The organism is Furfurilactobacillus sp. WILCCON 0119, assembly GCF_053471565.1.
The window spans coordinates 296510-309752 of the sequence record NZ_JBPCCV010000002.1; the positions used below are offsets into that span (position 1 = coordinate 296510).

Consider the following 13243-nt stretch of genomic DNA (forward strand, 5'->3'; position numbering starts at 1 on the left):
GTTAACATTTACTTATACAAACTTCATCTTTCTTTTTATGCACCTTATTATTTCTTAACGTTATCATCAAAATGTTGGTTATTATTAAGGCTTTTTCACTAAAATTCAAGCGCACAAAAAAACAACACGCAAATAATTGGTGTTGTTTTTTCTACGCGGTTACGCTTACCTGACCGAGCCAGGCTTTTCGACATTCCGCTTTAAGAGTAAAATTCCTTTGGCTTTTTTCGAACGTTTTTCATTCACTACAAACGTTATTTGCATCATGGTAAAGACAAGTGAGCTCCGGCGCCGGTACGCGATGTACTTGGGGTGCCAACTGGTTACGTATTTGTCTTTATAGTTACGGAGCCCCTGGAAACCATAAAAGCGGTAACCGTACTCATAAATTAGGTGGGCAATCCGTTCCTCAATAAAGCTAAACCGGGAGACACCGACGTTAGATAACGGCGCCATCCCCATGTTGAATTCTTGGAACCCGTCGGCAGCATTCTGTTGCAAAAGGTGAATGAACATTACGTCCATGGTCCCTGATGGTGCCGTCTTGGCGTAACGCATCAGGTCAATGGACGCGACCGCCGTCTGCGTTGGCATATCGGTGGTAAACGCCACGATGTGTTGCTCCGCGTCCTTTAACACATAAATGGCCGCTTGGTTTAAGTAGTACTCATCAAAAAAGCCAAGGGAGAAGCCGCTTTCGTTTTGTCCATCCAACCAATCATCCGAAATGGCCCGTAACTCCGCAATCGTTGCCGCAGAAAACGGTGGCTTCAGTGTTTCAAAGGTAAAGCCATCGCGATCAAACTTACTCATCAAGTTTCGATCTGACTTTCGTTTCTTCCCTTCCATACTAAACGACGGCAGGTTGACGTAACCTTCTTCACCAAACTTAAAGAAATCGTACCCCATTTCGTGTAAGCACATGGTTAGGTCTTCATCGATCTCGTAGAAGACAATCGAGTAGCCCTCCTTGTCAGCGACGTTCATAAACGCATCGATTGCTGCATCCCGATACTGTTGATCCCCAACCGGTTCGCCCATCACGATCAGGCGATCGGCCTTTTTCCGGTACATAAAGAAGATTTTGTCTTCCCCATCAACTTGATAAAAGTACAGGAGCTTATCCTTCAGGTATGCGAGGTGGCTCACCTCATTTCCACCATACTGGTTCATCACGTTGGCAACCCGCTTTTCATCAAACGGCATCTGGAAGATGGATGACTTTCCGTTGTGTAAATACCAGTAAACGGCGATCAAAATCAGCATCGCAATCGCAATGGCAATCAGACCACTTAGCCACATTCGTTCGGTAGGAAACAGTGCGGCCCGTGGTACATGGTGCAAGCGTTGATAATTCGGTGTGTTATACACTCCAACAATTATATAGGTCACAAAGATTCCCACAAAGCTGATGCCATCAACAAGCATGGCCCCCCAGGAATACTCAAAGTGCTCCCGGTAGAATTCCTTGTGCGATAACCACAAGGCAAGCAACACCAGCACGAGGAACACACTCATCTTAATTGAGGGGTCTTTCCACAGCGTATTGAGCGCTGCCATGATCAATACCACAGTCGTCGGCCAAAACGCTCGTTTAACCCGGGAATTAACCCCGCGCGCCAGCCCAATCAACAGAAAGCCCATAATGATGTTTGTTGCCTGGTTTGCAAAGTAAACGACGTACCCATAGAACGCCCCATAAATCTTGTTATACTCCTGCAAATGTGGGAACGTGGAAATCAAAATGATCATGACTCCAGAAAACCACAGGAAGACCGTCAAGAAAATGTGGGCCACCCGCCGAAATAGTTGCATCGGGAGGCCTTCAAACGCGTTGTTGATCTTTACGCCAGTGTCCTGAATGAAGAAAAAGACGCCGACCAAAAATGGCAAGATGTAATAGAAAATTCGGTACAACAGTAACCAAACCAGCGCGTCTGCCTTCCCCACACCAATGAAGCCAAGGCCCGTTATCATAAACGTATCAAATGAACCGAGGCCACCAGGAATCATCGAAACGACCCCTGCGACGGACGCCACGGCAAACATTGGCAAGACAGCAGCCAGGTCAACATGAATGCCCATTAACGCACCGATAAGGATGAAGAACAGCGCACAGCCGATCCATTCGAAGCTTGAGCCAGCCATCAGTGATAGCTGCCGCCGGATGGTCAAATCGTTAAAAAACTCAGCGTCAGTAAAGTGGGTTACCAGCATGATGACGGGGAAATAAAGGGCCCCGCCAGCAAGCCAGATCCAGTACCGGGCAAAGACCAGCCCAACATGGAACACGAAGATTTGAATGAGTGAAATCCAACAGACGAGTGACAAGCCCGTTACTAAAAAGAGGGCAATCTTGGAGATGGCAAACAGAATTTCCTTCCGTGTTGCCCCCTTACTGTAAAAGTTCGCCCGTAAGCTCGCGCCAAGGAGGCCCCCGAACCCGGCAATGTTAGTGAATGTGTTAACGGTCCACCCCGACCGAATCACATACCCCCGTTTAAACGTACCTGGTAAAAACTTAACGATATTAAAATCGTAATTTAGCATTGGTATCACCGCAATGAACCCCACCACTAACATGATGAGTAACGTTGTCGGTGTCTGTTGCGTAAACGTCTCAGCGACCTGATCGCCACTAATCTGTTGAAGATCCCGTCCCACTTCATGGATAACATAGAGCAGCACGGAAAAGACAAACAGTAATCGTAATAGCGTCATGTGGCGATTAATTGCCGCCCACATGTTGCGTAAAATGTGCATAATTGTTCCCCCTGTTAAAATCTTCTCTAGTTTACCATGTTCCACTAATTCAGGTGGCCGATTGCGTTCTTTTTAAACAATCCCTTGCATGCACGCCCGCTTTGCCATTTTTACACGTTGCTCATTGAAACCACAAAAAAAGCAGTCCCACGATGGGGACTGCTTTTTAAAACGGTCGCTAAATTACTTCAAAGTAACTGAAGCGCCGGCTTCTTCCAACTTAGCCTTCAAGTCGTTGGCTTCGTCTTCTGACAAGCCTTCCTTAACGTTCTTAGGAGCGCCATCAACTAAGTCCTTGGCATCCTTCAAACCTAAACCAGTTGCTTCACGAACAGCCTTGATAACCTTGATCTTAGCTGAACCAGCACTAGTCAATTCAACGTCAAATTCAGTCTTGGCAGCGGCGTCTCCACCAGCAGCACCAGCAGCGGCAACAGGAGCAGCTGCGCTAACACCAAATTCTTCTTCGATTGCTTTAACCAAGTCGTTTAATTCAACGATGGTTGCTTCTTTTAATTGATCAACAATGCTTTGAGTATCTAAAGCCATGATTGTATTCCTCCAATATTGGGTTTTACCGGTCACGCCGGTTAATGTTAGTAGTTACGATTTAAGCTACATTAAGCAGCAGGTTCGTCGTCCTTGTTGTCGGCAACTTGCTTAACAGCAAATGCGAAGCTGCGAATTGGTGATTGCAATTCGGAAGCAAGCATTGAAAGCAGGTCTTCACGACTTGGTAACGTTGCGTAAGTGTTGATTTCATCAACAGAGACAACCTTACCTTCCATCATTCCACCCTTGATTTCAAGGACATCGTGATCCTTAGCAAACTTGGCTAAGATCCGCGCTGCCGCAATGGCGTCTTCACCGTTACCAAAGGCAACAGCGGTTGGGCCAGCGAATGTTGGGTTTAAGTCAGCAACACCAGCTTTATCAGCGGCACGAGTTAAGATCTTGTTCTTGATAACTTCCATAGCAACGTCTGCGTCACGTAATTGCTTACGCAAATCCGTAACTTCTTCAACCGTTAAACCACGGTAGTCAACAACAACGACAGAGTTGGCGTCAGTCAACTTTTTAGCGACTTCGTCAACGATGGCAGCTTTAACTGCAATTGTTTCTTTACTCACGTTTTACACCTCCATGATTGATTTTTTACCTAAAAAAATCCCGTTGTCCTAAGTCTAAGACAACGGGCTCAAAGTCATTCACACGAATTGCTTTGCCTCGGCAGGATATTAAGGTCGAAACCACCTGAGTCTTAGGTAAATTAAATTACTTGACTATCTTAGCAAAGCAACGTCAATCCGTCAACGGCTAATTAGAAACTAGCAACGTCAACTGTTACGGCTGGGCCGAACGTTGAAGCGATTGACAAGTGTTGAACGTACGTGCCACGAACTGCGGCTGGACGTGCGCGAACAACGACTTCTTCGATAGCCTTAAAGTTACCGACCAATTGGTCTTCACTAAATGAAACCTTACCAATTTGAACGTGAACGTTTCCGTCACGGTCAGTCCGGTAAGTCACTTGGCCACCCTTTGCATCCTTAACGGCTTGGGTAACGTTCATCGTTACAGTCCCCGTCTTAGGGTTAGGCATCAAGCCCTTAGGTCCTAATTGGCGACCCAAACGACCAACCTTGGCCATCATGTCAGGCGTTGCAATGGCAACGTCAAAGTCTAACCAACCATCGGAAATGCGTTGAACCAAATCGTCGTCACCGACTTCATCAGCACCGGCATCCTTAGCGGCTTGTGCTTGTTCACCACGTGCAAAAACGATTACACGTTGTGTCTTACCAGTTCCGTTAGGCAAAACCATTGCCCCACGTAACTGTTGGTCTGCTTGCTTGGTGTCCAAGTTGAGGTTGAAAGCAACTTCAACCGTAGCATCGAACTTCGCGAAGTCGATCTTCTTCACCAAGGCAACAGCGTCTTCTACACCGTAAGCTTTTGTCTTGTCGACTTGCTTAGCGGCGTCTTGGTACTTCTTGCCCTTTTTTGTGGCCATTGTGTTTTCCTCCTTGCAAATGTGGTATGACGATAGCACCAACCATTACTGGCCGTCCTACCTTCCACCTGATACATTCAGCTTTTGCTGAGTATCCGTACTCAAACAGATGTGGCTTAGCCTTCTACAGTAAAGCCCATGCTCCGTGCGGTACCTTCGACCATGCGCATTGCGGCTTCGACGTCGGCAGCGTTTAGATCTTGCATCTTAGTCTTGGCGATTTCTTCAACTTGCGCCTTGGTTACAGTAGCAACCTTCTTCGTGTTGGGTTCGCCAGAACCGTGTTCAACACCAGCAGCCTTCTTCAATAAAACAGAAGCTGGCGGTGTCTTTGTAATGAAGTCGAATGAACGATCCTCATAAACAGTGATCACAACTGGAATCAACAAGCCTGCTTGGTCAGCAGTCCGTGCATTGAATTCCTTTGTGAATCCCATGATGTTAATCCCTGCTTGACCTAAAGCAGGACCAACCGGCGGAGCAGGTGTTGCTTTACCGGCAGGAATTTGTAACTTAACAACATTAGCTACTTTTTTAGCCATGTTCAATTCCTCCTTGATGTGGTAGTTGATGGCGCGCTAAGATTACGCCTCCCACGGTACACTAAATTGCATACCGTAGTAGTTTACCATGTTCAGCTAGGGCTGACAAGGTTTATTGGATTTTATCAATTTGGTTGAAGTCTAATTCAGCTGATGTTTCACGACCAAACATGTCAACGTTAACCTTCAGCTTTTCGTGTTCAGCGTCAACTTCGGTAACTTTCCCTTCCATGTCAGAAAAGGCCCCGTCAACGATCCGGACAGATTCGCCCACTTCAACTTCAAAGTCACTTTGATGACGTGCATCGACACCCATTCGGTTCAAAATCAGGGCAACTTCATCAGGCAATAGTGGCGTTGGCTTTGAACCACCACCATGAGAACCAACGAAACCAGTGACACCAGGCGTGTTCCGAACAATGTACCAGCCTTGATCCGTCATGATCATTTCAACCAAAACGTATCCCGGAAAGTCGTTTTCAACAACAGTCTTGGCCTTACCATCCTTGACTTGTTCACTTTCCTCTTCAGGCACGACAACCCGAAAAATGTAATCTGACATGCCCATGGATTGAACACGTGATTCCAAGTTTGCCTTCACTTTATTTTCATAACCTGAGTACGTGTGCAAAACGTACCATAATTTTTCAGCGGTTTCCGCCATGATGATTTCCTCCAAAACAAAATGAGTTGCAAAATAAAAAAACTCCGTCGCAATAACGAAGTTTTTCTGTTGAGTCAAAGTATAGCAAATTTTCAGTTATATTGCCACTGGTGACGCGATTACGCCAACCAGGTAATGAGGGATTGAACACCCCAGTCGATCAAAGCAAAGAACATTGCAAACGCAACTGAAACTAAGATAACAATGGATGAGTCACGCCGATTTTCCTTTGCTGTTGGCCAGCGCACAACTTTAAGCTCCGCGCCAACACTCTTTAAAAACCGCCATAAATGCATGATCAGACCTCCTACTTAGTCTCTTGGTGCAATGTGTATTGCCCACAGTGCTTACAGAATTTTTTAACCTCTAACCGTTGGGTCCGGTTAGGGTTTGAAGTGATCGTGTAATTCCGCGATCCGCAAACTGAACATGCCAGTGCGACTTTACGATTGGCCATTACTGGCACCTCCTGTGATTGTCGATCGGTGTGATATGACTCTAGTATAGCCAATTTTATCGACAATAATCAAGTATCAGAGTAGCACTCGCACGCAACAACTGTCAACGATTCTCACTAACAAAGACCTGTTGGAGCTTTCCGTGGCACCGATTCACTGCGTTGCGAATTTGGTTATCCGAACAGGCCCACCGTGACGCCATCCACTCTGGCGACTGCCCGTGAATCAACGTCACCCAGACCTGGTGTTCAAACGGTGACAACGCTTGGCTCATCTGTGCGAGGCACTCATGCAATTGCGTTAACCCCAGACCATCTGGTTGTTGGGCAGGGACGTCAAACGCCCCCATCTCGCCGGGTCCATCATCCAACGATTCTGCCAATCGCTCTAAACGTCGTTTTAACGCATTTTGCTGGCGTTTCAAATCAAAACCACGGTTGCACACATTTCGTTTAAAGTAGGTCCCAAACTCGCCGGCACTTCGCCCCCGGTAGCGTGTTAGGGTGGTCACCAACACCAGCCGGCATTCTTGTTGCCAATCATCATAATCCAGCGCTGGGGCCGAAAAGTTCAACCGGTGATACCAGCGCCCAACTAGCGGCATGTACTGTTGAAACAGCTGTTCAAACGCGCGTTCATCGCCACTTGTTGCTGCGGCGATCACCTTATCTTCTTGCTCACGAGTCCAACAGTTCACACGGCGCTCCTCTCTGTCCAATTGCAGCATGACATCCCCTTAGTTCCAGCAAGCTTAATCAACTGCTTATTGGCTCGCAAGCAAACGTCCGTTCCGCCATTTTCTCGCATTAGCATCTTTATGCGTCACCACGTTCGGAACTTTCAGCGATTCCGGTCATTTTGCCATACTAATATGTTAACAACGCACTGCCTGGTTCAATCACCCTGTGAAACGTTCGGGCTTTTCGCCCCAATTAAAAAGTGTTCCCCCGCGGCAATCACCACCAGGAGAACACTAAATTACTAAATAAATTTTTCTATAACGGGTGCCGCGAATTAAACCCGGCGTAAATCAGGAGTGACGCCGCAACCGAGGCGTTAAGACTCTGCACGTGGCCAACCATGGGAATGGTCAGCATTTCATCAACGTTCTTCTTGAGTAACGGCGCAATGCCCTTACCCTCGTTTCCAATGATCAATGCAGTTGGTCCCTTAGCGTCCCACTGCCGGTAATCGGTGCCGTTCATGTCCGTTCCAAAAACCCACAGGCCACGGTCCTTCAATTCCTTCACCGTGGCCACCAAGTTCGTGACCCGGGCAACCGGAACGTGTTCAATGGCCCCGGTTGACGTTTTTGCAACCGTCGCGGTCAACCCAACGGCCCGGCGTTTAGGAATGATCAGGCCGTGAACGCCAGCCGCATCCGCCGTCCGTAAAATTGACCCCAGATTATGTGGATCCTCGATGGAATCCAGGATCAAAAAGAACGGTGGCTCGCCAGCCGCATCCGCACGGGCAAACAAATCATCGAGCTCCGCGTATTCAAACGGTGGAATCGCCAAGACGACCCCCTGGTGATTTTGACCATCCGTCATGAGGTCCAGTTTTTGCTTTGGCGCTGTCGTCACAATGAGGTGTTGCTCTTTTGCCAGCGCCTCGATGTTTTTAATGGCATCCGCACGCAAGCCTTCTTGAATAAAGACCTTATTGACCTGTTGCTGTGATTGTAAGGCCATTTCAACCGGGTGCCGGCCGATAATAAAGTCGGTCTGTGCTGTCGCTTCTGTTGAAACATCGGCTACAGCCCGTGACTGATCATTTCGCTTGTCTGGTCGCGTCTGCTGTGGTTTACGCCGGCGTGGGCCGTTGTTACCACCATCACGCCGATCAAACGGCTTTTGGTTTCGCTTATTTGGCATGTGCTTGTTCCTCCGTTCGTCCTGCTTCCACCTGTTCAATGCACCAGTTTGCTAACCAATCCGTCCGGTCCTTTTGACCAGTTAGCTGCAAATAGCCAAAGATGGCCTCGAACCCTGTCGAAATTCGGTACGTGACGATGTTTGTATTTTTGGCACTGTGATGGGTCGTGGCATTTCGCCCATGCTTAAACATGGTCGTTTCTTCATCCGTCAAAATGTCATCTGCCTGCATCAACCCAATGAGGGCCGCCTGCGCCTTGGCCGAGACAAAGTGGGTCGCATGGTGGTGCAACTTTGTTGGGACCGTGTAGCCTTGCATCAGCAGGTGTTGCCGAACGTACACTTCATACACAGCGTCGCCCATGTAAGCCAGCGCCATCCCGTTTAATTGTCGATAGTTAAACTCAGTCATTTGCGTCCTTCCGCCACCGCGTACCGTGTGGTGTGTCCTCTAAAATAATGCCCCGTGACCGTAATTCATCACGAATTTCATCGCTTCGTGCAAAGTCTTTGTTAGCGCGTGCTGCCAACCGTTCGTCCACTAACACCTGAATGTCAGCGTCAGCTTCCTGCGTCACCGTCAGTTCAACCCCAAAGACTGCTAACAGTTGCGTTAATTCGTCACGTAACAGGAGCAGCGTGTCTTTTGCGACCACGGTCTGTTCCAGGTAAACGTTGATTGTCTTGGCCAATTCGTAAACGGCCGCGATCCCATTTTGTGCGTTAAAGTCATCATCCATCGCCGCTTCAAACGCCGCCTTCTGTGCGGCCGCCGTTGTTTCAACCGCTTCGTCACGCCCAATTCCAGCATCCTTCAACCGGTAATCGAGGTTTGTTAACGTTGTTTGTAACCGATCAAGATTATTTTGCGCGTCAGCTAGATTAGCCGGCGTGTACTGAATCGGCCGCCGGTACTGCGTTGTTGCCATGAAGAACCGGAGGGCCTGGGGATTTTCGTGCTGGTTTAAATCATGCAACGTCACGAAGTTTCCGAGTGATTTACTCATCTTTTCGTTATCGTCCCCAACCGTGACAAACCCATTATGCATCCAGTAACGGGCAAACTGCTTCCCGGTGTGCGCTTCACTTTGGGCAATTTCATTGGTGTGGTGTGGGAAAATCAGGTCCTGACCACCACCATGAATATCAAACGTATCACCCAAGTATTTCGTCGACATCACGGAACATTCAATGTGCCATCCTGGCCGACCGGCGCCCCATGGAGATGGCCAGGAAATTTCCCCCGGCTTAGCTGCCTTCCACAACGCAAAGTCGATGGGGTCCTCTTTTTTAGCGTTGTCCCCGTCATCAACCCGCTCACTGGCGCCGTTTTCTAAGTCAGCCAGTGATTCATGAACCAGCTGCGTGTAGTGGTCAAAGTGCCGTGCCCGGTAATAAACATCACCGGCAGATTCGTAGGCGTACCCCTTGGCAATTAAATCAGTCACAAAGGCCACGATATCGTCAATGTTTTCCGTAGCCCGAGGGTTGATGGTGGCCCGTTCAACGTTCAATGGCTTGGTGTCTTCAAAGTACGCATTGATGAACTTATCACCCAGTTCAGGAACAGTGATTCCCTCTTTGGCCGCTTCCTTGATCATCTTATCGTCAACATCAGTAAAGTTTGAAACGTACGTCACCTTATACCCACGGTATTCAAAGTACCGCCGGATCGTATCAAAGGCGATGACTGACCGTGCATTCCCAATGTGAATGTAGTTATAGACGGTTGGTCCACACACGTACATGGAGACTTCACCCTCATGTAACGGTTTAAATGCTTCTTTGCTGCGCGTCAACGTGTTAAAGATTTCAATCATGACGACGCTCCCTTCAAAAAGATTAAGTTACAGTGATTTTACCATACTTTCTAACGGCGCCCGCATTCCCACAACGCAAAACATCGTGCTCAAACTGACAATGTCAATTCGAGCACGATGCAGATTTAGCCTAATTTACAGTGTTTCAATGGTCGCTTGAATGTTCCGAAGGGTTGCTTTTCTGCCCAATAGTTCCATTGATTCTGGTAATTGTGGTCCGTGCATTTCGTGCGTTGCAGCGATCCGCAGTGGCATGTACAGTGCCCGTCCACGAATCTTCGTGTCCTTTTGGATTGCCTTGATGGTTGCCTGAATTTGATAAGCATCAAAAATCGGCAGCTTTTCGGCACGGCTAACGAATTCTTCCAACACTGTCTTCGCTGTTTCAGCAGCCAGCTCGGCCTTTGCCTCATCATTGATTTCAGCAGGTTCTTGGAAGAAGACATCCTTACTCATGTCAACGATCTGTGCCGTGTAAGACATTTGTTGCTTGTACAAGCTGACCAACTTCCGGGCCCATTCCAAGTGTAACTGGTTAGGATCGTTTTCGATCAACCCGGCATTGATCAACTCACGCAGGCTACTATCGAAGATTTCATCTTCAGGCGCTGCCTTCACATACTGGTTGTTGATCCATTCCAACTTCTTACCATCAAACTTAGCGGGTGACTTCGATAACCGTTTTTCATCAAACATCTTGATCAATTCTTGACGGCTAAAGATTTCGTCTTCACCAACTGGTGACCACCCCAACAGGGTGATGAAGTTTAACATGGCGTCTGGCAAGTAGCCCAGTTCACGGTACTGTTCAATAAACTGAAGCACCGTTTCGTCACGCTTGGACAACTTCTTACCAGTTTCTGTGTTGATGATCAACGTCATGTGGCCAAAGATTGGGGCGTCCCAACCAAAGGCTTCGTAGATCATTAATTGCTTTGGCGTGTTGGCAATGTGGTCATCCCCACGTAAAACGTGGCTGATTTCCATCATGTGATCGTCCACAACAACGGCAAAGTTGTACGTTGGCATACCGTCACGTTTTTGGATGACCCAGTCACCACCAACCGTGCTGGAGTTGATTGAGATCTTGCCCTTAACGATGTCATCCCATTCGTACTCACGGTTCTTAGGAACCCGGAACCGAACAACGGGATCGATCCCAGCAGCCACAGCCTTTTCCTGGGCAGCCTTGATCTCATCGTCATTCATGCCTTCATATTCGTAAACGTAATGAGGCGCTTCCTTGTTGGCCTTTTGGCGCTCACGATCAGCAGCCAGTTCCTCTTCGGTCCGGTATGACTTGTATGCCAAACCACGGTCCAATAGGTCCTGAATCAACTTCAGGTAAATGTCTTTCCGTTCTGACTGACGGTAAGGCCCCACTTCGCCAGGCTTGTCGGGACCTTCATCCCAGTCAATGCCAAGCCACTTCAGGTTGTCTAACTGACTTTTTTCGCCATCAGCCACGTTCCGTTTCGTATCGGTATCTTCAATCCGAATCACAAACGTTCCCTTGTTGTGACGCGCAAACAGGTAGTTAAATAACGCAGTCCGGGCATTTCCAATGTGTAAATGTCCAGTTGGTGATGGTGCGTACCGCACCCGAATTTTGTTCTTGGCCAAAATCAGCGCCTCTTTCTTTATCTAAATTGTGTCTGCTCTTATGTTACAGTTTTGCCGGCGGTTTTTCAATCATGGACCCCGACCAACCTGGGTGTCATTTCTAAAATCACTAACTCCACCTGCCGTTTCAACAAAAATAAAGCGCCCCACCTTCCAAATAATTGGAAAATGAGGCGTTCGAGTTAAGGTTCATTCAGAAACTAGCCCGTTATGACCAAGCTAGTGCACAACTACTTGTTCTTACCATCGGCATTGTTACTACCGGCAGCCCGGGATTTTGCCTTCCCGTCGGCCTTTCGCTGACCATTCTTACTTGCAACGCTGTTGGCGCCAGAACCAGCCTTGTCGCCGATTCCCCGCGTTGAATGCGTTGGTTTCGCAAAAATCATTCGCCCAGCATCTGTTTGTAAGGCACTCGTAACCGTGACATCAATGTGATCATTGATGAAGTAACGCCCCTCTTCAACCACGACCATCGTTCCGTCGTCAAGGTAAGCAACCCCCTGCTGACGTTCCGTCCCGTTTTTCACAACCATGACGTTCAGTTGTTCACCGGGGATGACCCGTGGCTTCAGCGACTTCGCCAACGCGTTGATGTTCATGATTTGAACATTTTGGAATTGGCTCACCTTGTTCAGGTTAAAGTCGTTCGTTACGACAACCGCTTGTAACTGTTTTGCCAGTTCAATCAGTTTGTCATCCACTTCAGGAATGCTTTCAAAATCGCCCTCGTACATTTCGATCGGCATGATGTTTTCACTTTGAAGTTTGTTCAAAATGTCCAATCCACGGCGACCACGGACACGTTTGATGCTGTCACTTGAATCCGCAATGTACTGCAATTCGTGCAACACAAAGTTTGGCACTAGTAACGTTCCTTCAAGAAAGCCCGTCTTGATGATGTCGTAAATCCGCCCATCGATCAAAATGTTGGTGTCCAAAATCTTATAGTGATGGTAATTCGGTTCACCATTGTCTAAGATTTCACCGTTATCGTCTTCCGTCTGCTTGTTATTTCGACGGAAATTAACCGAAAACAAGCGGCGCCACTCATCCGTCCGCGTTGTCCCCAACCGGAAACCAAGATACCCCAATAAGAGCATCAAGACGACCGGAACCAGGGTATTCGTTAGAAACATGTGTGTCCGAAAAAAGACTGTCGAAATCAGGATCGCAAACACAAGCCCGACAATCGTTCCCAAACTACCAAACAACAAATACAGTGGACTTTGCTTTGCCAAATACTTTTCCAAACGGTTAACCATTTTTTCAAGTGAACCGACAAAGAGGAACGACAACCCATACAGAATAATTGCACCAAGTACGATGTTCGTTAAAAAATTATTAATGAGGTGGTTAGACGTCACGCCAAGCCCCAACCACAGTGACGGCAAAAACCGAAACCCTAGTCCAACACCCGCGATGACGAAGAGCAATTGAATCACAAATCGTTTTGTCATTTTCATTTAAATTCACCTCCTT

The 13243-nt window shown here is 47.8% G+C and carries 14 protein-coding genes and 1 other annotated feature; all 14 genes read right to left on the reverse strand.

Annotated features, from left to right (window positions below; genetic code table 11):
* Window positions 1-165 precede the first annotated feature (165 nt).
* On the reverse strand, window positions 166-2763 hold the full coding sequence (mprF, locus tag ACRYI5_RS04995) for a bifunctional lysylphosphatidylglycerol flippase/synthetase MprF (protein ID WP_448224490.1): 2598 nt from the start codon (window positions 2761-2763) through the stop codon (window positions 166-168).
* A 183-nt stretch (window positions 2764-2946) separates the two neighbouring features.
* Complete coding sequence (gene rplL, locus ACRYI5_RS05000; protein WP_407878617.1) at window positions 2947-3312, reverse strand: 50S ribosomal protein L7/L12; 366 nt, start codon at window positions 3310-3312, stop codon at window positions 2947-2949.
* Window positions 3313-3383: 71 nt separating this feature from the next.
* Complete coding sequence (gene rplJ / locus ACRYI5_RS05005; protein WP_407878615.1) at window positions 3384-3893, reverse strand: 50S ribosomal protein L10; 510 nt, start codon at window positions 3891-3893, stop codon at window positions 3384-3386.
* Between the two features lie 23 nt (window positions 3894-3916).
* Window positions 3917-4047 (reverse strand) — a sequence feature (ribosomal protein L10 leader region).
* A 37-nt stretch (window positions 4048-4084) separates the two neighbouring features.
* Window positions 4085-4777 carry a 50S ribosomal protein L1 gene (rplA, locus tag ACRYI5_RS05010; RefSeq protein WP_407878613.1) on the reverse strand — a complete coding sequence of 231 codons (693 nt, stop codon included), beginning with the start codon at window positions 4775-4777 and terminating at the stop codon, window positions 4085-4087.
* Between the two features lie 116 nt (window positions 4778-4893).
* Window positions 4894-5319 carry a 50S ribosomal protein L11 gene (rplK, locus tag ACRYI5_RS05015; RefSeq protein WP_407878612.1) on the reverse strand — a complete coding sequence of 142 codons (426 nt, stop codon included), beginning with the start codon at window positions 5317-5319 and terminating at the stop codon, window positions 4894-4896.
* A 112-nt stretch (window positions 5320-5431) separates the two neighbouring features.
* Window positions 5432-5983: a transcription termination/antitermination protein NusG gene (gene nusG, locus ACRYI5_RS05020; RefSeq protein ID WP_407878610.1), complete on the reverse strand. Its 552-nt coding sequence runs from the start codon at window positions 5981-5983 to the stop codon at window positions 5432-5434.
* 119 nt (window positions 5984-6102) lie between these two features.
* The gene (gene secE, locus ACRYI5_RS05025) at window positions 6103-6279 is read right to left on the reverse strand and encodes a preprotein translocase subunit SecE (protein WP_407878608.1); all 177 of its coding nucleotides are present in this window, start codon (window positions 6277-6279) and stop codon (window positions 6103-6105) included.
* 11 nt (window positions 6280-6290) lie between these two features.
* Window positions 6291-6440, reverse strand: coding sequence for a 50S ribosomal protein L33 (gene rpmG, locus ACRYI5_RS05030; RefSeq protein ID WP_407878606.1), 150 nt, complete (start codon window positions 6438-6440; stop codon window positions 6291-6293).
* A gap of 104 nt (window positions 6441-6544) precedes the next feature.
* Window positions 6545-7138 (reverse strand): RNA polymerase sigma factor, encoded by a 594-nt coding sequence (locus ACRYI5_RS05035; protein WP_448224491.1) that lies wholly within the window; start codon window positions 7136-7138, stop codon window positions 6545-6547.
* Window positions 7139-7436: 298 nt separating this feature from the next.
* On the reverse strand, window positions 7437-8318 hold the full coding sequence (rlmB, locus tag ACRYI5_RS05040; protein ID WP_448224492.1) for a 23S rRNA (guanosine(2251)-2'-O)-methyltransferase RlmB: 882 nt from the start codon (window positions 8316-8318) through the stop codon (window positions 7437-7439).
* Entirely contained in the window at window positions 8308-8730 is a 423-nt protein-coding gene (locus ACRYI5_RS05045; protein WP_407878601.1) for a Mini-ribonuclease 3, read from the reverse strand. The genes rlmB and ACRYI5_RS05045 overlap by 11 nt, the downstream gene beginning before the upstream one ends.
* Entirely contained in the window at window positions 8723-10138 is a 1416-nt protein-coding gene (cysS, locus tag ACRYI5_RS05050; RefSeq protein ID WP_448224493.1) for a cysteine--tRNA ligase, read from the reverse strand. The genes ACRYI5_RS05045 and cysS overlap by 8 nt, the downstream gene beginning before the upstream one ends.
* A 135-nt stretch (window positions 10139-10273) precedes the next feature.
* Window positions 10274-11761, reverse strand: coding sequence for a glutamate--tRNA ligase (gene gltX, locus ACRYI5_RS05055; RefSeq protein ID WP_448224494.1), 1488 nt, complete (start codon window positions 11759-11761; stop codon window positions 10274-10276).
* Window positions 11762-11991: 230 nt separating this feature from the next.
* Complete coding sequence (locus tag ACRYI5_RS05060; RefSeq protein ID WP_448224495.1) at window positions 11992-13227, reverse strand: PIN domain-containing protein; 1236 nt, start codon at window positions 13225-13227, stop codon at window positions 11992-11994.
* Window positions 13228-13243: the final 16 nt, after the last annotated feature.